The sequence below is a fragment of the Georgenia deserti genome, assembly GCF_042680605.1.
GTDB classification, from domain to species: Bacteria; Actinomycetota; Actinomycetes; order Actinomycetales; family Actinomycetaceae; genus Allobogoriella; species Allobogoriella deserti.
Genome location: NZ_JBHUEE010000001.1, coordinates 747,176 through 766,823, shown reverse-complemented (window position 1 = coordinate 766,823; position 19,648 = coordinate 747,176). Strand labels below are relative to the sequence as shown.

Sequence of the window (19,648 nt, the reverse complement as noted above, 5' to 3'; positions counted from 1 at the left end):
AGTCCGGCCTGGCGTGTGCTCTAGGTTTGTGACATGCCTCTTCGCCTTGGCCGGCTGAGCCGAATCCGGACCAGACGGACCCTGTGGCGCGCGGCCAAGTGGTACCTGGGGACGGTCACCACGCTGCAGATCGGCGCCGTGGTGACCGTGCTCGCCGTCGACCGGGTCCGCAAGCGCCGCAAGCCGCCGTCGGGCATGTTCCCCCACACCCCACCGGAGACGGTGCCGGTCGCCGACTCCCACGTCACGACGTTCACCTACGGCGCCGACCTGTACGAGGACATGTTGGCGCGCATCGACGCGGCCGAGCACACCATCTACTTCGAGACCTTCATCTGGAAGGCGGACACGGTCGGTCACCGGTTCAAGGACGCCCTGCTCGCGGCCGCACGCCGCGGCGTCGAGGTCTTCGTGGTCTTCGACGGCTGGGGCAACGGAGTGGTGCCGCCGTCGTTCAAACGCTTCCCGTCGATGCCCAATCTGCACGTGCTGCACTTCCCCTTCTTCCGGCCGGGCCTGCTGACCTTCAACGTGCGCAAGACCGGGCGGGACCACCGCAAGGTCCTGGTGGTCGACGGGCAGTCCGGCTACGTCGGTGGGTACAACATCGGCGACCTGTACGCGACGCAGTGGCGCGACACCCATATCCGGGTCGACGGCCCCTCGGCGTGGGAGCTGGAGAACGCCTTCGTCGACTTCTGGAACGACAACCGCAAGCGGCACCACCCGGAGATCCCGGACAAGGGCGCGCGTTCCTGGGACGCACGCATCCGGGTCGCCCAGAACGCACCCACGCGGCTGATCTTCCCGGTTCGGGGGATCTACCTCGATGCGATCGACCGGGCGCAGCACCACATCTACATCACGCAGGGCTACTTCATCCCGGACCGGGAGATCCTCCATCTGCTCAAGGCCGCCGCCCGCCGTGGCGTCGACGTGCGGGTCCTCATCCCGGAGGTGTCCAACCACGTCGTCGCCGACTGGGCGGCGCGCAGCTACTACTCCGAGCTCCTCGAGGCCGGCGTGACGATCTGGCTGTACCAGGACGCGATGGTGCACGCGAAGACCATGACGGTCGACGGGCGGTGGACGACGGTCGGGACGACGAACATCGACCGGTTGTCGATGACCGGGAACTTCGAGATCAACCTCGAGATGTTCGACCGGGACCTGGCCCAGCTGATGGAGAAGATCTTCCTCGCCGACCTGAGCAACTGCCGCCAGCTCACGTTGGAGGAGTGGGAGCGGCGCGGGCTGCTGGAGCGGGTCGGCGAGCGCCTGCTCAAGCCCCTCGGTCCGTTGTTGTGACGTCTTTGACGTAGCACCACATCGCCGGACGTGGCTCCCAGGAGCCGACGTAGTCCCGGTCGGTGGCGCGGCGATAGCCGAGGCGTTCGTAGAGCCGGTGCGGACGTTGCCGGCCTTGGGAGCCGACCACCGAGAGCACCAGTGCCCGGTAGCCTTCCTCGCGAGCCCAGGTCTCGGCTGCACGCAGCAGCGCCTCGCCCGCCCCGCGGCCCTGGGCGGCCGGGTCGACGGCGAGCATCCGGATCTCGGTCTCGCCCTCGTGGGCGAGGTCGGCCCACGGACTTCCCGCCGGCGCGAGGGTCACGGAACCAAGCACGTCCTGGCCGGCGCGGGCTGCCAGCACCACGTCCTGGCCGGTGTTCCGGCCCGCCACATCTCGCAGGACGGCGGCGTACTCGACGGACATGCTCGCCCTGGTGTGCGCGGCTGTGAGATAGGCGCGTACGCCGATCTCACCGAGTCGGTCGAACTCCTCGGGGGCGGCCGGTCCCACCACGAGCGTGACGGTCACGGCTGCTGGGTGAGCTCGGCGACGGCGTCCGGGCCACCGTCCAGCAGGGCGACGAAGCCGTCCTCGTCGAGGATGGGCCGCCCGAGTTCCCGGGCCTTGGCCTCCTTGGACCCGGCGTTCTCCCCGACGACCACATAGTCGGTCTTCTTGGACACGGAGCCCGCGGCCTTGCCACCGCGCGCCAGGACGGCCTCCTTGGCGGAGTCGCGGCTGAACCCCTCGAGGGAGCCGGTGACCACGATCGTCAGGCCCTCGAGAGTCCGCGGCGTGGACGCGTCCCGTTCGTCCGCCATCCGCACACCGGCTGCGGCCCACCGGTCGAGAATCTCCCGGTGCCAGTCGACGGCGAACCACTCCTTGAGTGATTCGGCGATGGTCGGCCCGACCCCGTCCACGGCGGCCAGTCGCTCGACATCCGCCTCCCGGATCGCCTCGACGGAGCCGAGCTCGGTCGCCAACGCCCGTGCCGCGGTGGGTCCGACGTGACGGATCGACAACGCCACGAGCACGCGCCACAGCGGCTGGGACTTCGCCTTGTCCAGCTCGGCGAGCATACGTTCGGTGTTCGCCGTCGGCTTCGCGGCCTCACGCACCGTGCCGTCCCCGCGGAGCTTGGGCTGGGTCCAGAAGAACGGCCGCTGCTCCCACTCACCGGTCGGCCGTCCGCCCTGCCGGACCTCGCGCCAGATCTTCACGTTCCGCAGATCCTCGGCGGTGAGGTCGAACAAGCGCGCCTCGGTGGCCAGGACCGGCTCCTGCCGCGGCGGCAGTTCTACCTCGGCCGCCTCGAGCGCGTCCTCGTCCGGGACGGGCCCGTGCCCGGCGGCCACCGCCCGGGCGGCGACCACCTTCTCCCGGGCGGCCTCAGGGTCGGTCAGGGCCAGGGCGGCCTCACCACCGAGAGCCTCGACGTCGAGCGCTCCCCGGGAGGCGATGTGGAAGACCCGCTCGGTGAGTTGTGCCGGGCAGGAACGCGCGTTCGGGCACCGCAGGTCGGCGTCTCCTTCCTTGGCCGGCGCCAGCCGCGACCCGCACGAGGGACACGTCTCGGGCATCACGAACTCGCGTTCCGACCCGTCCCGCAGGTCCACCACGGGGGCGACGATCTCGGGGATGACGTCGCCGGCCTTGCGCAACACCACGGTGTCGCCGATGAGCACACCTTTGCGTGCCACCTCGCCGGCGTTGTGCAGCGTCGCCTGCGAGACGGTGGAGCCCGCGACCAGCACGGGCTCCATGACGCCGTAGGGCGTGACCCGGCCGGTGCGCCCGACCTGCACCCGGATGTCGAGCAGCCGGGTGTTGACCTCCTCCGGAGGGAACTTGTACGCCGTCGCCCATCGCGGGGCCCGCGAGGTGGACCCGAGCTGGCGCTGCATGCCGAAGTCGTCGACCTTGACGACGATCCCGTCGATCTCGTGCTCGACGTCGTGCCGGTGCTCGGCGTAGTGGGCGATCATCTCCTCGACCTGCGCCAGAGAGGTGACGTGCCGGTTGTGCCGGGAGACGGGCACTCCCCACGAGCCCAGCAGGTCGTACAGGTCGGTCATCGAGGACCAGCGCTGCGGCGGGCCGTGCGGCCCCCAGCGGACGTCACCGACGCCGTGGGCGACCATCGACAGCGCCCGCGAGGCCGTCACGCGTGGATCCTTCTGGCGCAGGGATCCGGCCGCGGAGTTGCGCGGATTCGCGAACGGCGCCTTGCCGGCCTCGACGAGTGCGGCGTTGAGCTCGCGGAACGCCTCGACCGGGAAGTAGACCTCGCCGCGGATCTCGATGAGCTCCGGGACCGCCTCCCCGGTGAGCTGGACCGGCACGGCGTCGATGGTGCGCACGTTGAGCGTGACGTCCTCCCCGGTGCGGCCGTCCCCGCGTGTGGCGGCGCGCACCAGCCGCCCGTGCTCGTACAGCAGGTTGACCGCGAGGCCGTCGACCTTGAGCTCGCACGTCATACCTACCTCGGCACGGTCGAGCTCGGTCTGCACGCGGAGAGCCCATTCCCGCAATTCCTCGAGGGAGAAGACGTCGTCGAGGCTCTGCATCGGCCGGCGGTGCTGGACGGTGTCGAACTCCGTCGAGTAGGTCCCGCCGACCCGCTGCGTGGGCGAGGAAGGGGTGCGCAGGTCGGGGTGGGCCTCCTCGAGCGCGGCCAGCTCACGGAGCTTGGCGTCGTACTCGGCGTCGGAGATGGTTGGAGCGTCGCGCACGTAGTAGTTGAACTGCGCGGCCTCGAGCTCCTCGGCCAGGTCGGTCCACCGCTGGCGCACATCGGTGTCCGCCGCCGGGGCCGCGGGGGGGACCTCACCCCGCCCGGCGGTGCCGGCGGACTCGGCGGAGACGGCGTTCTCGGCAGGCGCGTTCACGTTGCCCATGATGGCGCACGCCGCCCACGTCGCACCGCCGGCGCGTGCTGCCGGTGTCCGACCAGGGTCTGATGCCCGGGGATCAGCTCCCGCCGTCGTCGCACGGCCGCCTCCGCCCGCGGACGACGCGCGTGCGCTCCGGCGCTGAATACGCTGGGGCGTCATGGAGACGATCAGCCGTGTCCTGGCACGCCTGCGGGAGCCGCAGGCGTACCAGCGCGTCGACACCGTCGTCGCCATCGTCGTCGGCGGCGTGCTCCTGATCGGCGGCATCGCCATGGGCATCGGATGGTCGCGCCTGTCCACCGGGTACCTCGGCGGCGACCTGACGAGCGTGACCGCGATTGTCTGCGCGACCGCGCAGACCGTCGCGTTGGCGTGGCGGCGTACGCAACCCGTCGTCTCCGCCGTCGTCATCTACGCGGCCGCGCTCGTGCACTACGCGGCAGGCGCCTTCCTGCTGCCGACCGACCTGCTCGTGCTGGTGGCCCTGTACTCGGTGACGGTCCACACCGAGCCACAGCAGAAGGGGGCCCGGAGGGCCGCCCTGGGGGGCGCCCTGTGCGGGGCCCTGATGATCGGCTTCCTCCTCGCCGGTGGAGGCCGCACGGCGCTGACCAACCTGACCGCCCTGACCAGTGGCTTTCTCACGGTCGCGGCGATGGTGTTCGCCACCTGGGCGATCGCACTGGCGCGCCGCGGGAGGGTGGAGCGGCTGGCCTCGCTCGAGGAACGGGCACGTCGTCTCGAGCTGGAGCGCGATCAGCAGATCCAGCTCGCCACCGCCGCCGAGCGCACCCGCATCGCACGAGAGATGCACGACGTGGTCGCCCACTCCCTCTCGGTGGTCATCGCGCAGGCGGACGGCGGGCGCTACGCGGCACGGGCGGACGCCGCGGCGGCCGAACGCGCCCTGGAGACGATCTCGACGATGGGACGCGACGCTCTCGCGGATATGCGCCGCATCCTCGGTGTGCTCCGCACCGAGAACGGACGGGCGCCGATGACCCGCCCGGAGCCGCAGTTCGAGGACAGCGATCTCGAGGCGCTCGCCGGCCAGGTCCGCGGTACCGGGATGTCCGTCTCGCTGGTGCGGACCGGATCGCCACAGCCGCTGCCGCCGGGGATGGGGGTGGGGGTCTACCGCATCGTCCAGGAGGCGCTGACCAACGTGCTCAAGCACGCCGGCCCGCAGGCGCAGGTGACCGTCGAGCAGCACTGGCGCCCGGACTCGCTCATCCTCCAGGTCGACGACGACGGCCGGGGCGCGGCCGCCACCTCGGACGGTCAGGGCCAGGGCATCGTCGGGATGCGTGAGCGTGCCGAGCTCTTCGGCGGCACACTCGTCGCCGGACCACGCCCCGGTGGCGGATTCCGGGTCCGTGCCGAGATCCCGCTGGCCGGTGCGACCGGCCACGCCGCCCCGCCGGCTATGCCGTCTCCGCCACCGCCGGCCGGGCCGCCTGCGCCGCTGCCGGGCGGACCGCCGGCAGCCGGACGGGCCCCGTGGGCACCGCCCGGTTCCGGGGCGACCGCGGGAAGCGGATACGGTGACGCCGCGCCCTGATCCGCGCCCTGTCCGGAAGCCTGGTGAGAGGAAACCGTGGAAACTCCCATCCGCGTCGCCCTGGTCGACGACCAGCAGCTCGTCCGCGCCGGCTTCTCGATGGTGATCGCCTCCCAGCCGGACATGGACGTCGTCGTCGAGGCCGGTGACGGTGCACAGGCACTGCGGCTACTCGGCTCGCACCCGGTGGACATCGTGCTCATGGACGTGCGGATGCCCACCATGGACGGACTGGCCGCAACCCGCGAGCTCACCGCCGGCGGTGATGAGGCCCCCAAGGTCATCATCCTCACCACCTTCGACCTCGACGAGTACGTGCTGCACGCGATCAAGGCGGGAGCCTCCGGCTTCCTCCTCAAGGACGCTCCACCCGAGGAGATGCTGGCCGCGATCCGGACCGTCCACCGCGGCGACGCGGTGATCGCCCCGTCCTCGACGCGCCGCCTGCTGGAACACCTCACCACCGTCCTGCCGAGCGAGGAGCGCTCCTCCCCCGAGGTCTTGGCCGACCTGACCGAGCGCGAGCGTGAGGTCCTCGTGCTCATGGCCCGCGGCCGTTCAAACACCGAGATCGCCGCCGAGCTGTACGTCGCCGAGGCGACCGTCAAGACCCACGTGGGGCGCGTGCTCGCCAAGCTCGGTGCGCGGGACCGGGTTCAGGCGGTGGTGGTGGCGTACGAGACCGGACTGGTCCGTCCCGGGTCCTGACTCGCGAGCTCCGCCGTACGCCGCACTCGCCCCGGGGCCATGTCCACCCCAGGGATGACTGACGAACCATGCCCGGGCCCGACGACGACGACGGGCCCGCTCCGTAGCGTCGTTCCTGCCGGGGACACCGGCACCGCAAGTCTCCGGCCGGCGTTCGCACCGACCGGCCGGATCAGTCACGACGAGGAGCGTCATGAACACGAGCACCCCAGCGGTACGCGCCGCGGGACTGGCCAAGGTCTACGGCAGCGGGGACGTCGCCGTGCACGCGCTGCGTGCCGTCGACGTCGCCTTCGCGGCCGGCGAGTTCACCGCGATCATGGGTCCGTCCGGGTCCGGCAAGTCGACCCTCATGCACCTCCTCGCGGGCCTGGACGAGCCGACCGCCGGACGGGTGCTGCTCGGTGAGACCGATCTGACGCAGCTCGACGACAAGCGACTGACGCTGCTGCGCCGCGAGCGCGTCGGGTTCGTGTTCCAGGCCTTCAACCTGCTGCCGATGTACACGGCCGAGCAGAACATTGTGCTGCCGTGCGAGCTCGCCGGCCGTGCGGTCGACCGGGCGTGGCTCGACCAGCTCGTCGACATCCTCGGTCTGCGGGAACGGCTGGGCCACCGCCCGTCCGAGCTGTCGGGCGGGCAGCAGCAACGGGTGGCGATCGCCCGGGCGTTGGTGACCCGGCCGGACGTGGTCTTCGCGGACGAGCCGACCGGGAACCTGGACTCCACCGCCGGTACGGAGGTGCTGGCCTTCCTGCGCACCTGCGTGCGCGAGCTCGGGCAGACCGTCGTCATGGTGACCCATGACCCGGCCGCCGCCGCCCACGCCCAACGGGTGGTGATGCTCGCCGACGGACGGATCGCCGGGGAGATCACCGATCCGACTCCGGACGCCGTGCTGGCCGGCCTGGACGCCCTGCGCACCGGTGAGGTGGCCGTCCGATGATCCGGCTGACGCTCTCCCAGATGCGCCGCAGCGTCGGGCGCCTGACCGCCGCCGGTATCGCGATCGTGGTCGCGACCGCATTCGTGACCGCGACGCTGCTCGGTGGCAACCTCATCACGGCGACGACGGAACGTGCAGTCACCGCCTCGCTGGGCGAGGCGGACGTGATCCTCCGCCCGCAGGACGCCCCGGTGGGCTCCGACGTCGTCGAGAACCTGTCCGGCCTCGCCCAGACCGACGTCGCCGAGGGCACCGTGCAGGTCTTCGGCCAGATCAGCGCCGGTGGCGAGCGCGACGCCGGGATGTTGAGCCCGGTGCCGGGCGACCCGGCGTTGAATCCGTACGAGATGGCGCGCGGCGAGACGCCGGGACCGGGCGAGGTCGCGGTGACCGAGGCGACGGCGGAGCGTCTCGGGCTCGAGCCGGGGGCGAGCGTGACGGTCGCCGTGGACGTCCCTGACGGGGACGCCTGGTCCACCCAGGAGCGGGAGCTGACCGTCTCCGGGATCGTCGTCGACCCGCCGGCGATCGTGGCGCCGGTGGGTACCGTGCTGCTCGACCGCAGCGTGGCAGAGGAGTTGGCGGCGGCCTCCCGCGGAGGTGCCGTGACCTACGACTCCGTGCTCCTCGTGGCGGCTCCCGGGGTGGCGCCGGACGATCTGGCCGACGCCGTCCGGGCCCAGGTACCGACCGGTGAGGTCCGCACCGCTGACGAGGAAGCCGCTGCACGCACCGCGGAGCTGACCGGTAGCACCGCCATGCTCGTCGGCCTCGTCCTGGCCTTCGCGGCAGTCGCCGTCTTCGTTGCGGGGATCGTCATCGCGAATACGTTCCAGGTCCTCGTCGCGCAGCGGCGCCACACCCTCGCACTGCTGCGCTGTGTCGGGGCCACCCGGGCACAGGTACGCCGCAGCGTGCTCACCGAAGCCGTCCTGCTCGGTGTGATCGCCTCCGTGGTGGGTATCGCCGCGGGACTGGGGCTGGGCCAGGCCGCCCTGTGGTTCCTGGGCAGCGCCGATCTCGGCATCCCTGTGCCGTCGGTGATCACACCCGACGTGGCCACGTTCCTCACCCCGCTGCTCACCGGCGTCGCGGTGACCGTGCTCTCCGCGCTGGCTCCGGCGCGCGCCGCCACCCGGGTGGCCCCGGTCAGCGCATTGCGGCCGGCCGACGACCCGGCCACCCGCGCCGGCGGCGGCCGGCTGCGACGCGGAATCGCGATCGTGCTGGCCGTGTTCGGCGCCGCACTGCTGGCCGGGGCGATCGCCGTGGCGCTGATCACCCAGAGCGACAGCACGGTCCTCCTCGCGTTGGGCGTCGGCGTCCTGGGCGGGATGGTCTCGTTCGCGGGCGTCCTGGTCGGCGCGGTGTTCGTGGTGCCGCGGGCGGTTCGGGCAGCCGGCGCGGTGTGGGCGCGCCTCGCCCGGCGGTCTCGCCCGACCGTCCGGCTGGCTGCCGCCAACGCGCGCCGCAACCCCCGCCGGACGTCGGCGACCGCTTCGGCGCTGCTCATCGGTGTCGCGCTGGTCACGATGATGGCCACCGGCGCGGGCAGTGCCCGTGCGAGCCTGAACGCGACCTTGGACTCCTACTTCCCGGTCGATGTGATGGTCTCCGGGGGCGGCATGGAGATCACGCACGAGCAGATCCGGGCGGTGGCCGAGTCCGAGGACGTGGTCCGCGCCGTCGCCCTGCCCTCGACCACGGCCACGGTCGCCGGCCCGTCGGGCAGTGTCGACACCGCGGTCTCGGCCATGGACCCGCGCGAGCGGGAGGTGCTGCGCGACGAGGATCTGTTTCCCGAGTTCGGTGGTGACGTCGTGGTCGTCGGCGAGGATCTGGCCGGCCGGATCGGCGTCGCCGACGGCGAGACCGTCTCAGTCGAGGGGCCGACCGGCCAGATGCGCGGCACCGCCGCGGTTCTGCCCGGTGGCGGTTCGACGGTGGTCCTCGACCGGACCGCCATGACCGACGTCGACCGGGAAGCCCCGGTCACCGACGTCTGGGCGAAGCTCGCCGACGACGCGTCCGCCGGACAGGCGGTGGGCACCATCCAGGACGACTTGGCCGAGGCGACCACGTCCGGCTCGGTCCCCTTCGCGAACGCCGCGGCGGCCGAGCGCGAGGGGTATGACCAGATCATCGACACCCTCCTCGGCGTGGTCCTCGGACTGCTGGGCGTGGCAGTGGTCATCGCCGTCATCGGCGTGGCGAACACCCTGTCCCTGTCCGTCATCGAGCGGCGCCACGAACATGCGCTGCTCCGCGCGGTCGGAATGACACGTGGACAGCTGCGCGGCACGCTCGTGGTCGAGGGCGTCCTCGTGGCGCTCGTCGGTACCGCCCTCGGTGTCGTGCTCGGCCTGCTCTACGGCTGGGCCGCCTCGGCGATCGTCTTCGGCGGAGGCGGCGGGGAGGTGCACCTGGTGGTCCCGTGGCCCTACGTGGCCACGTGCGTCGTCGGATCAGTGGTGGCCGGCGTGGCGGCCTCCGTGCTCCCGGCCCGCTCGGCGGCGAAGACACCGCCGGTGGCGGCACTGGCCGCCTGACCGGCGACGGCGGGAGACACCCCGAGGCCCCGGTGGTCGGCGCATCAGCCGACGACCGGGGCCCCGAGCGTCAGGAGCGTCTCTCCGCCGGTCAGAGGATTGCCTGCAAGAACTCTTGCGTGCGCTCGTTCTCCGGATTGGAGAACATCTCGGCCGGCGGCTTGTCTTCGATGATCCGCCCCTGGTCGAACATGAGGACCCGGTGCGAGACCTCCTGGGCGAACTGCATCTCGTGGGTGACGATGAGCATCGTGATGTCGGTCGTCTCGGCGACGTCGCGCAGCACGTTGAGCACCTCACCGACGAGTTCGGGGTCGAGCGCCGAGGTCACCTCGTCGAGCAGCAGCACCTCGGGGTCCATCGCCAGCGCCCGCGCGATCGCGACACGCTGCTGCTGGCCGCCCGAGAGCCGTGTCGGGTGTGCATCGACCTTGTCTCCCAGGCCGACATGGTCGAGAAGCTCCCGGGCGCGTTCCTGGGCTTCGGCCTTCGGCCGGCCCAGCACGTTGATCGGCGCCTCCGTGAGGTTCTCGAGCACCGTCATGTTCGGGAAGAGGTTGAACTGCTGGAAGACCATGCCGATCTTGGTGGTCATCCGGGCAACGTCCTTCTTCTTCCGCTCCACACGCCGGCCGCCCCGCATCTCGTGAGTGAGCGGTTCGCCGTCGAGGTAGATGAATCCGCCGGTGAGGTGCTCCAACGTCATGACGAGCCGAAGGATCGTCGTCTTGCCGGAACCGGACGGTCCGATCAGAGTGACGCGCTCCCCCTTCCCGACCTCGAAATTAAGTCCGTCGAGGACGGTGTTGTCGCCGAACCGTTTGTTCACGTCCTCGAACCTCAGGACGGGCACAGCGCTCTCGCCTCCGCCCTGGTTCGCGTCGGCACCGCGGGCCGGATTCCCTGGGGCGGGCGCGGTGTACTCGTTCGGATCAATAGCGGGCAAGGCGCACTTCCAATCGCCGGAGAAGCAGGGCCGTGGGGTAACTCGCGGCCAGGAAGATCAGTCCGGCCAGCGTGATGGGCTCGAGGAACATGAAGTCATCCGCTCCGGATGCATAGGCCGTCTGCACCATCTCGGTCACGAAGATGACGATGAGGAACGGCGTGTCCTTGAACATCGAGATCACCCACGTGCCGAGTGCCGGCACCGTCGTTCGCAAGGCCTGCGGGATGACGACTCGCTGCCAGGTGCGGCGGGTCGACATGGACAGTGCCGCGGCGGCCTCCCATTGCCCCTTCGGGACCGCGTCGATACCGGAACGGTAGACCTCTGCCATGTAGGAGGCGTAGTGGATCCCGAGGACGACGATGCCGATGGTGAGTCCGTCGAACTGCTGGAACGTGTAGTAGGCGAACAGCAGCTGGATGACCACGGGGGTCATGCGGATGAACTCCATGACACCGTGCACCGGGTAGGCGATCCACCACGGCGCGAGGCGACGGATCATCGCCACGACCAGGCCGACCACGGCAGCGATCGCCGAGCCGACGACGGTCGCGAGCAAGGTGACCCGTAGGAACGCGGAAAGCATGTCCGGGAGCACGTCGAAGGTGGTGTCCCAGCTCCAACTGAACGTCATCCGCGACCTCCTGTTCCGGCCGTGTGCGATCCGGCCAAGTCCACGGAGGCTCGCGTCCGCTTCGTGACCGCCGGGAGTTGGCCCAGTCGGCGTTTGGCGATGCGCTCGAGCAGGTTCGCGATGAGCACGATGACCAGCGCGATCAGGAAGTAGACGATCATGCCGAAACCGAAGGAGAAGAAGGTGTCACCAGTGGCCTGGCGCAGTTGGTTCGACTCCCACGTGAGGTCGTGCATGAGGATGATGTAGGCAACCGCGGTGCCCTTCAGCAGCATGATGAAGAGGTTGGCCATCGAGGGGATCATGATCGACCACGCCTGCGGCCAGATGATCTTCCGCATCCGTCGCACCGGGCTGAGGCTGAGCGCCCGCGCGGCCTCCCACTGGCCCTGAGGCACGGAGTTGATGGCGCCCCTGACAACCTCGGAGGCGTAGGCGCCGTAGTTGAGGCCGAGTGCGAGGACACCGCACAGCAGCGCGTCCAGGCGGTACCCGAGCAGAGGTAGGACGTAGAACAGCCAGAAGAGCTGGACGACGAGTGAGGTGCCTCGGAAGAACTCGATGACCGTCCGGGCGGCGCCACGCACGAGGATGTTCTCCGTGCGGGCGCCGAGCCCGAGGATCACCGCGATAACGAAGGCGAGCACCCCGCCGAGGACTGTCAGCTGAGCCGTGACCCAGATGCCATCGGCGAACTGCGGCAGTCGCTCGGCGAGGATCTCGAGATTTTCGCCCATGGGCGTCGAATTACTCCAGGTCGCCGGCGCAGAGCTGCTCGGTCGTCAGGTCGCCTGTCGGCCGCTCTTCCGCCGTGAAGCCGAAGTCGCCGACGACACCGAGATAGGTGTCCTCGTCGCCCGTGATGGACTCCAGCTCCTCGTTGTACGCGTCCCGCAACTCCGTGTCGGACTCACGGAAGACCGTCCCGCCGGCGCCGACCTGCGGCGTGCCGTCGATCTCCTGGACGAAGGACTCGGTCACCTCGACCGGGGCGTCCGGGTTGTTGTCGGCCATCCAGTTCAACGAGATGCCGGTCAGGGCAAAGACGTCGGCTCGCCCGTTGACGATGGCGTCCATGCCGTCCTGCGGGTTGGCGACCTGCATCGAGTCCAGACCGAGGGACTCGGCGTAGTCAGATTCGATGGCGCCGGTCATCGTCGCGAGCCGGGCGTCTGTGCCCTCGACGTCATCGAGTGTCTGCAGGTCGAAGGGGTTGCCCTCCTCGACCATGAGAGCCGTCGTGTACATGAACTCCGGCTCGGAGAAGATCGCCTGCTCGCAGCGTTCCGGCAGGATGGACATACCAGCCGCGATGACGTCGAACCGGCCGGCGTTCAGGCCGGGAATGAGCTGGCCGAACTCGGCCTGCTGGCCCTCGACCTCGTCGATGCCCAGTTCGCCCCAGATCTCCTCGTGGAGGGCGACCGTGGCTCCGGTGAGCTCTCCCCCTTCCTCGAAGGAGTAGGGCGCCTCGCCAGCGAACCCGACGGTGATCGAGCCGCGCTCCTGCAGCTGTTCGAGGGTCAGGGCGCCACCGCCCCCACCGCCGTCGCCGTCGCCTCCGCCGCCTTGCGGGTTGCCGCCGGTGGATTCGCACGCGGCCACTGCGACTGCCAACAGTCCGGCGCCGGTCACGGCGACGGCGCGTCGTCGGGTGGTGCTGATCATCATGGTCCCCTTCGGTTCGGACGAGGCAAAGCCTCCCGGCCCCCGCCCGACCCTGCCGGTCGTGCGGCACCGGACGGGTCACCCCGAGTGGTCATGGTGCCCGGCCACGTTAGGAAGGTTGCCGCCCAGTCACAAACAGCTCCCCTCCTGGCAAAGTCGCCGGCGTGGTGCGGTGCGCCTCCCCGCGCCGTCCTTACTATCCCGCACGTTCCTGCCGCTCACACGCCGTTCGGCAACGGCGCTCGCGGCACAGGTCGGCAGGACGTAACACGGCCGCGATTGTTATCGCTCTGTGATCTGGAAGCAAGCTCCGGCCCTGCTTCGGGCGAGCCTGTCCACGCAGTGGACGTCAACGCCACGCAATCCACAGCGCCCGTGAACCGCTCGCCCGTCCACAGCCACCACCGGTTCCGGTGGCGAGTCATCCGATCCTGGGCGCGTGACCGCCACCGCGACCATTGCTCCTCCGCCGAGATCGGCCGATCGCGTGCCGGTGTCCGACGCCGACGCGGCGCGGGAAGCGCTGCGCAGCGAATGGCATCTGGCCGTCCTGGCCGGCCCGGACACCGGTCGGTGTGCTGCGCTGGGCCCCTCTCCGATCGAGGTGGGCCGGGGCGGCGCTGATGTCGCGTTGGCCGACGCCCGCGTCTCTCGGCGGCATCTGCAGGTGCAACAGCGTCGGGGGCGCGTGATGGCCCGAGATGTCGGTTCGGCCAACGGGACCCGGTGGCGCCGACCACGCCGGCGACTGCGCCGGAAGCGCCCCGCCCGCCCGCGCCGGTGGACAAGACGCCTGGGGCGTCGTTGGCGCGTGCTCAACGAGCGCGACCGCCTCGAGCTGGGGGCGACAATCCTGGAGGTACGCCGCCGGCCCGCCGATGTGCGCGCTCCCGCCCCGCCGGAAGCCGAGAAGCCGAAGACGCGGCGGGACTGGATCCGCCTCGCGCTGCCGTTGCTCGCCTGCTTGGGGATGATCCCCCTGCTGCTCTCCGGATCTGCCGCTCCATGGCGGTGGGCGATCCTTGCCGTCCCGCTGACGCTCGCGCTCGTCCTGATCGTCGGTCGCCGTCGCCGGCGCGACGGCGAGGCGCTGCCGGATCCCGCGGCCGCATTGCTGCTGGCAGCCACGAGGGCCGTACCGCCGGCGCCGCACGAGGTACTCCGCGTGAAGCTCACCGCCTCGGCCGAGCGCCGCCCGCGAGCGGGCGAGGTGGTGGACTTCGTCGACGGCGACCGCGTCGCACTGGTCGGTCCGCCGGATTCGGTCGCCGCCACCGCCCGATGGCTCGTCGCACAGCTCGCCACCTGCTACGACGTCTCGTTGGACCTCCCACCTCCGTGGCGGCTGCCGGAGAACGAGGCCGACTGGCGGGTCACCGTTCGGACCGACCCCCTCGAGGGACGGCCGGCGGGGCCTGCGCCCGAGCGCGAACGCCCGAGCCGACCCGGCGGCCGTCCTCCGCGCACGACGCATCTCGTGCTCGCCGGCCGCCTGGACCGGGTCCCCACCTGGTGCACGCGCGTGGTCGACGTGCCCGGTGACGGCGTGTGCGACGCATGGGCGCGGACGGTGGCGGCCCTGCTCGCCCCGGGCGAGGGCACCACGGGCGACCGCTCGGCGTTGCCCCGGTCCGTGCCACTGCCGGCACTCCTGCCGCACGACGGGTTGGCCGCCGGCAAACTCGCGCAGACGTGGCGGTCACACCAGGAGGGTCTGGCAGCGCCGCTCGGCGCCGACGAGCACGGCACGGTCGAGCTCGACCTCGCCGAGCACGGCCCGCACGCCCTCATCGCCGGCACCACGGGCTCGGGCAAGTCGGAACTCCTGCTGTCGTGGATGCTGGCCCTCGCGCTGCGCCACTCCCCCACCGACCTGCAGTTCGTGCTCGTCGACTACAAGGGTGGCGCAACGTTCGGGACGCTCACCGACCTCCCCCACGTGGCCGGAGTGCTCACCGACCTCGACCCGGCCGCCACTTCCCGGGCGCTGACCAGCCTGCGGGCCGAGGTCCGCCGCCGCGAGGGTTTGCTCGCGGCGGCAGGCGCGAAGGACCTCGCCCACTACCGGGCACGTGAGCGTGCCGGCCGCGGCACGGGCACCGAACATGACAGGCTTCCGCGCCTCGTCGTCGTGGTGGACGAGTTCCGCGCGCTGGCCGACGCTCACCCGGACGTGCTGGATGCCCTGGTGCGACTCGCGACGCAAGGCCGCTCCCTCGGGATCCACCTCGTCCTGGCGACGCAACGTCCGGGCGGCTCCGTGGGCAGCGAGGTCCGAGCGAACCTCACGGTCCGGGTGTGCCTGCGGGTGCTGGAACCGGCCGAGTCGCACGACGTGGTCGGCTCGGGCGCCGCGGCGGAGCTTCCGGCCGTCCCCGGGCGTGCCGTCGTCCGCACCGATCAGACCCGCATCATCCAGTCGGCATGGTGCGGTTCCGACGGCTGGGCCCAGCACGCGGTCGAGGCCGCGCGCGAGGCCTGGCACACCACAGCCGGGACCGCCCCACCGCCACGGCCGTGGGCTGCGCCGCTGCCCGGTCAGCTCCCGCTCGACGAGCTCGATGCCGACGCGGACCACCTGCCGCTCGGCCAGGTCGACCGCCCGGACGAGCAGCGGCTCGGTACGTGGTCGTGGCGGCCAGGAGCCCTCGTCGTCGCCGGCGGCGCGGGCACCGGTCGCACCGAGACCGCACGCACCGTCGTGGCCGCGGCCCTGCGCGCCGGTCACCCCGTGCACGTCGTGGCGACCGAACCAGGACGCTTCGCCGACCTTCGCGGACCTGCACTGGGGACCGTCGTCGGTTCGGACGACCCACGCCGGGTGGCACGACTGCTCGAGCTCCTCCACGGTCCCGGGCTCCTCGTGATCGACGACGCCGAGGCGGTCGCCGACGAGCTCGACGCCGTCGCCGGACCCGCTCAAGGTACGAGCCTGCTTGCTCGCGCCGTCCGGGACGGCCGCCGGTCGGGCATCGCGACGGTGCTGACCGGCCCGCCGTCGCTCGTCGGCGCCAGGTGGCTCGAAGCGGTGCGCACTCGCCTGGTCCTTGCCCCGCGCGACGAGGCGGAGGCTTTGGTGGCTGCGGTGCCTCGCGACCTGATCGGCGGCCCTGCTGTCCCGGGGCGCGGGGTCCTGCTTGAGCCGGACGGGGCGCGCTCAGTGCAAGTGGCGCGCAGCGGCCCGGTCGACCTTGGTGAGCCGGCCGCGGCCCCACGCCTGGCGCCGCTGCCCGACCGGGTGGACGCCGTCGCGCTGCAGCGCGCCGAGGACCTGGTCGGCCCTGCCGGTCCGGACGTCGTGACCGTCGGACTCGGCGGGGACGACGGCGGACCGGTCCGGATGCCGGCAGCTGCAGGTGCGGCCGTGCTGGTGGTCGGGCCGCCCGGCTCCGGGCGGACGACGGCGTTACGCACCATGCACCGCGGGCTCACGGGCGCGGTGCCACTCGGCCCGGGAGCGCCGGTACCGGCGTCCGCACGAGCCGTCGTGGCCGACGACCTCGATCGGTGGGCCCCGAGCCACGTCGATGATCTGGCGACGGCGGTCGAGCGCCACGGCCTGACAGTGTTCGCGGCAGCTCGCAGCGAGTCGGTCGCCGCCGCCTATCGCGGGCCGCTGGCGCAGTGGCGGGCACAGGCGGCGTTGCTCCTGCTGCGGCCGGGGCAACCGATCACCGCGCAGCTCACCGACGTCCCCCTGACGACGGCGCTCGACCCGGCACGCCCGCACCAACCTGGCCTGGCCGTCCTCGTCCACCGCGGCCGCGCGACGCCGGTACAGGTGGCCCGCATGCCGGAGACCGCACCGTGAGCGCGTGCCGCCCGGTGGTGCACGGTCAGACGACGGCGTCCGGTGATCGCGTGGTGGCGGCGTAGGCCCGCGAGCTCGGCCAGAGCACGCCGGTGGCCACCGCGGCGGAGAGCAGAACCACGGTCGCCACCAGCATGGGCGAGAGCCCGGGAGCGAGTGCGACCGCGACGACAACCTGGAGCAACTGCCAGGTGATCACCGGGCCACGCCCCCAGCGCATCCCACGCCACTGGGCGCGCGCGGCCCCGCCGAGGAGTGCGGCGAAGCCGACGAGCAAGACGGCCAGCGGGACGGCTCGGCCGACTCCCTGAGCGCCGATCCCGGCCGCGACCGCACCGGCGAGGAACGTGGCCGCGGCCGCGACGAGGACCAGCGCCTCCGCCAGGACACCCGCCAGCGCCAGTTTCAGCGGTGTCGGTACCGCGGTGGCTGAGGACGTCACCTCACCGAATCTACCGGCCGCGCAGCGGCGTCACCGCAGCGCCGGACATCGCCCGGGAGCCGCTGTCCACCCTGTGAGAAAGGGCACGGCTTTACCTGCTGGTCATCCTTCCGCAACCCTTGTGATCGATTCGGAGCCCGTGAAATGGTGGTGCGCAGCATCTGCCCCTTGGCCCGTCCGATCGACGTCGACGGCCTGCGCATGCACGAAGGAGACCCTATGGACTGGCGTCACCGTGCCGCTTGTCTCACCGAGGACCCGGAGCTGTTCTTCCCGATCGGGAACACCGGTCCAGCGCTCGTACAGATCGACGAGGCCAAGGCGGTATGCCAGCGTTGCACCGTCGTTGACACGTGCTTGAAGTGGGCAATGGAAACCGGCCAGGACTCAGGGGTCTGGGGCGGTCTGAGCGAGGACGAGCGCCGGGCGCTCAAGCGCCGGACGGCGCGCGCTCGACGAGCCGCAGCCGCACGCTGACATCCGCGACGACCGACGCCGCCGGGAGACCGGCGGCGTCGTCGTGTCGGGGCCCCAGAACCCGGGCCGACGACGGACCGAAACTCCGGGCGTGCCCGGCGGGTGCGGGATCGATGGCCGCACCGCAGGTGTGTGCTCAGAACCGGCGGACGATCTTCCCCGGAATCCCGATCCATGCGGTGAGGGTGACCTCGGTGCCGCCCTCGTCGCGCCGTCGCCAGTCGATGGAGCCACGTAATTCACCGGTGACCAGCGTCTGCACGATCTGCGTCCCGAGACCGGACAGCACCCGCCCGTCCTCGATACCGGAGCCGTCGTCGCTGACCACCACGGTCAGTTCCGGACCTGTCCGTTCGGGCCGGACGGTCACCGTCCCCGTGCGCCCGGACAACCCGTGCTCGACGGCGTTGGAGACCAGTTCGGTGAGCACGACCGCCAGTGACGTGGCCGCCTCCGCGCCGACCTTGCCGAACGTCCCCTCGACCGTCGTCGTCACCGACGAGTCCGGTGAGGCCACGTCAGCAGCCAGCCGCAGCAGGCGACCGAAGACGTCGTCGAAGTCGACCACCTCGTCGAGCCCCTTGGACAGAGTCTCGTGCACCATCGCGATGGTCGAGACGCGACGCTCGGCCTCGTCGAGCGCCGCCTTGGTCTCCGGGTTCGGGCTGCGCCGGGACTGCAGCCGCAGCAACGCCGAGACGGTCTGCAGGTTGTTCTTCACCCGGTGATGGATCTCCCGGATGGTGGCGTCCTTGGTGATGAGCTCGCGTTCGCGGCGCCGCACCTCGGAGACGTCCCGGCACAGCAGAAGCGCACCGCGACGCTCTCCGTTCTCCGTCAGCGGTACCGCACGGATGGTCAGCGTGACGCCGCGCGCCTCGATCTCGGTCCGCCAAGCCGCCCGCCCCATGACGACGACCGCCATCGTCTCCTCGACGTTGCTGTGGTCCTCCATGAGGTTGGTGACCACCTCACCGAGAACCTGCCCCTTGAGCTCACCGATGACGCCGAGGCGGTGGAAGTTGCTCAACGCGTTCGGGCTCGCGTAGATGACCCGGCCCTCGGGATCCAGCCGCACCAGCCCGTCCCCCACACGCGGCGCACCCCGGCGCTGGCCGGTCGGGGCACCCTGCTGCGGGAACTCGCCCCGGCTGATCATCCCGCAGAGCACGTCGGCGATCTCGATGTAGGACACGTCAAGCCGCGAGGGCACGCGCGAGGTGGGCAGACCGACCTCGCGGGTGAGGACGCCGAGGACCCGACCGCCGTGGACCACCGGCAGCAGCACCTCGCGCATCGGCAGCGACGCCCGGCCCTGCGGGTCGGCACGGACGTGGATGCCGCGGTCGGCCATCGTCTGCTCCATGAGCGCCCGGCGGACCTCGGAGGGGTGGTCGCCGACGATGTCCTGGTAGTGCACGGTCGCCGCGGTCGAGGGGCGGCAGTGCGCTGCGGCGACGAAGTCGCCTTCGTCCGTGGGAAGCCACAGCACGAGGTCGGCGAACGCGAGGTCGGCGACGACCTGCCAGTCCCCGACGAGCTGGTGCAACCACTCGGCATCACGCTCGTCGAGGTGGGTGGACTGGGCGATCATCTGGGCGAGCGTGTTGGCCACGGACGCCAGCCTAAGACGCCGCAGGCGGGTGGCGGTGCACGGCTCGGTGCGGCCCGCGGGACGGGTTACGCTGACCGCGCCCGGGGCGGAACGCCCGCAG

Annotated in this window: 15 protein-coding genes; 7 read left to right on the top strand and 8 right to left on the bottom strand. The window is 71.4% G+C overall.

Annotated elements, in window-relative coordinates:
* Positions 1-33: 33 nt before the first annotated feature.
* On the top strand, positions 34-1,308 hold the full coding sequence (locus ACFSE6_RS03620) for a phospholipase D-like domain-containing protein (protein ID WP_388002324.1): 1,275 nt from the start codon (positions 34-36) through the stop codon (positions 1,306-1,308).
* On the opposite strand, the gene ACFSE6_RS03615 is transcribed toward ACFSE6_RS03620, so the two are convergent.
* Positions 1,283-1,819 (bottom strand): GNAT family N-acetyltransferase, encoded by a 537-nt coding sequence (locus ACFSE6_RS03615; protein WP_388002323.1) that lies wholly within the window; start codon positions 1,817-1,819, stop codon positions 1,283-1,285. The genes ACFSE6_RS03620 and ACFSE6_RS03615 overlap by 26 nt on opposite strands.
* Entirely contained in the window at positions 1,816-4,191 is a 2,376-nt protein-coding gene (ligA, locus tag ACFSE6_RS03610) for an NAD-dependent DNA ligase LigA (protein WP_388002322.1), read from the bottom strand. The genes ACFSE6_RS03615 and ligA overlap by 4 nt, the downstream gene beginning before the upstream one ends.
* Positions 4,192-4,345: 154 nt before the next feature.
* Here ligA and ACFSE6_RS03605 point away from each other — a divergent pair, with 154 nt between their 5' ends.
* The 4 genes from ACFSE6_RS03605 (at position 4,346) to ACFSE6_RS03590 (ending at position 9,952) form a co-directional block, all read left to right on the top strand.
* Positions 4,346-5,749, top strand: coding sequence for a sensor histidine kinase (locus ACFSE6_RS03605; RefSeq protein WP_388002321.1), 1,404 nt, complete (start codon positions 4,346-4,348; stop codon positions 5,747-5,749).
* 36 nt (positions 5,750-5,785) lie between these two features.
* Positions 5,786-6,457: a response regulator gene (locus ACFSE6_RS03600; protein WP_388002320.1), complete on the top strand. Its 672-nt coding sequence runs from the start codon at positions 5,786-5,788 to the stop codon at positions 6,455-6,457.
* Positions 6,458-6,650: 193 nt separating this feature from the next.
* Positions 6,651-7,403, top strand: coding sequence for an ABC transporter ATP-binding protein (locus tag ACFSE6_RS03595; protein WP_388002319.1), 753 nt, complete (start codon positions 6,651-6,653; stop codon positions 7,401-7,403).
* Positions 7,400-9,952, top strand: a complete 2,553-nt coding sequence (locus ACFSE6_RS03590) for an ABC transporter permease (RefSeq protein WP_388002318.1) — start codon at positions 7,400-7,402, stop codon at positions 9,950-9,952. Before ACFSE6_RS03595 ends, ACFSE6_RS03590 begins: the two co-directional genes overlap by 4 nt.
* A gap of 91 nt (positions 9,953-10,043) precedes the next feature.
* Here ACFSE6_RS03590 and ehuA read toward each other — a convergent pair whose 3' ends face one another.
* The 4 genes from ehuA to ehuB all read right to left on the bottom strand — a co-directional run bounded on the left by ehuA (position 10,044) and on the right by ehuB (position 13,203).
* Positions 10,044-10,781 carry an ectoine/hydroxyectoine ABC transporter ATP-binding protein EhuA gene (ehuA, locus tag ACFSE6_RS03585; protein ID WP_388002317.1) on the bottom strand — a complete coding sequence of 246 codons (738 nt, stop codon included), beginning with the start codon at positions 10,779-10,781 and terminating at the stop codon, positions 10,044-10,046.
* Positions 10,782-10,884: 103 nt separating this feature from the next.
* Entirely contained in the window at positions 10,885-11,535 is a 651-nt protein-coding gene (gene ehuD / locus ACFSE6_RS03580) for an ectoine/hydroxyectoine ABC transporter permease subunit EhuD (protein WP_388002316.1), read from the bottom strand.
* Positions 11,532-12,272, bottom strand: coding sequence for an ectoine/hydroxyectoine ABC transporter permease subunit EhuC (ehuC, locus tag ACFSE6_RS03575; RefSeq protein WP_388002315.1), 741 nt, complete (start codon positions 12,270-12,272; stop codon positions 11,532-11,534). The genes ehuD and ehuC overlap by 4 nt, the downstream gene beginning before the upstream one ends.
* A 10-nt stretch (positions 12,273-12,282) precedes the next feature.
* Positions 12,283-13,203: an ectoine/hydroxyectoine ABC transporter substrate-binding protein EhuB gene (ehuB, locus tag ACFSE6_RS03570; protein WP_388002314.1), complete on the bottom strand. Its 921-nt coding sequence runs from the start codon at positions 13,201-13,203 to the stop codon at positions 12,283-12,285.
* 439 nt (positions 13,204-13,642) lie between these two features.
* Here ehuB and ACFSE6_RS03565 point away from each other — a divergent pair, with 439 nt between their 5' ends.
* Positions 13,643-17,014: an FtsK/SpoIIIE domain-containing protein gene (locus ACFSE6_RS03565; protein ID WP_388002313.1), complete on the top strand. Its 3,372-nt coding sequence runs from the start codon at positions 13,643-13,645 to the stop codon at positions 17,012-17,014.
* Positions 17,015-17,039: 25 nt separating this feature from the next.
* Here the strand turns inward: ACFSE6_RS03565 and ACFSE6_RS03560 are convergent, their stop codons facing one another.
* A complete protein-coding gene (locus ACFSE6_RS03560) occupies positions 17,040-17,456 on the bottom strand; it encodes a hypothetical protein (RefSeq protein ID WP_388002312.1) in 417 nt (138 codons plus the stop codon).
* 219 nt (positions 17,457-17,675) lie between these two features.
* On the opposite strand from ACFSE6_RS03560, the gene ACFSE6_RS03555 reads away from it, so the two are divergent.
* The gene (locus ACFSE6_RS03555) at positions 17,676-17,933 is read left to right on the top strand and encodes a WhiB family transcriptional regulator (protein WP_388002367.1); all 258 of its coding nucleotides are present in this window, start codon (positions 17,676-17,678) and stop codon (positions 17,931-17,933) included.
* Between the two features lie 136 nt (positions 17,934-18,069).
* Here the strand turns inward: ACFSE6_RS03555 and ACFSE6_RS03550 are convergent, their stop codons facing one another.
* A complete protein-coding gene (locus ACFSE6_RS03550) occupies positions 18,070-19,527 on the bottom strand; it encodes a sensor histidine kinase (protein ID WP_388002366.1) in 1,458 nt (485 codons plus the stop codon).
* Between the last annotated feature and the right edge of the window lie 121 nt (positions 19,528-19,648).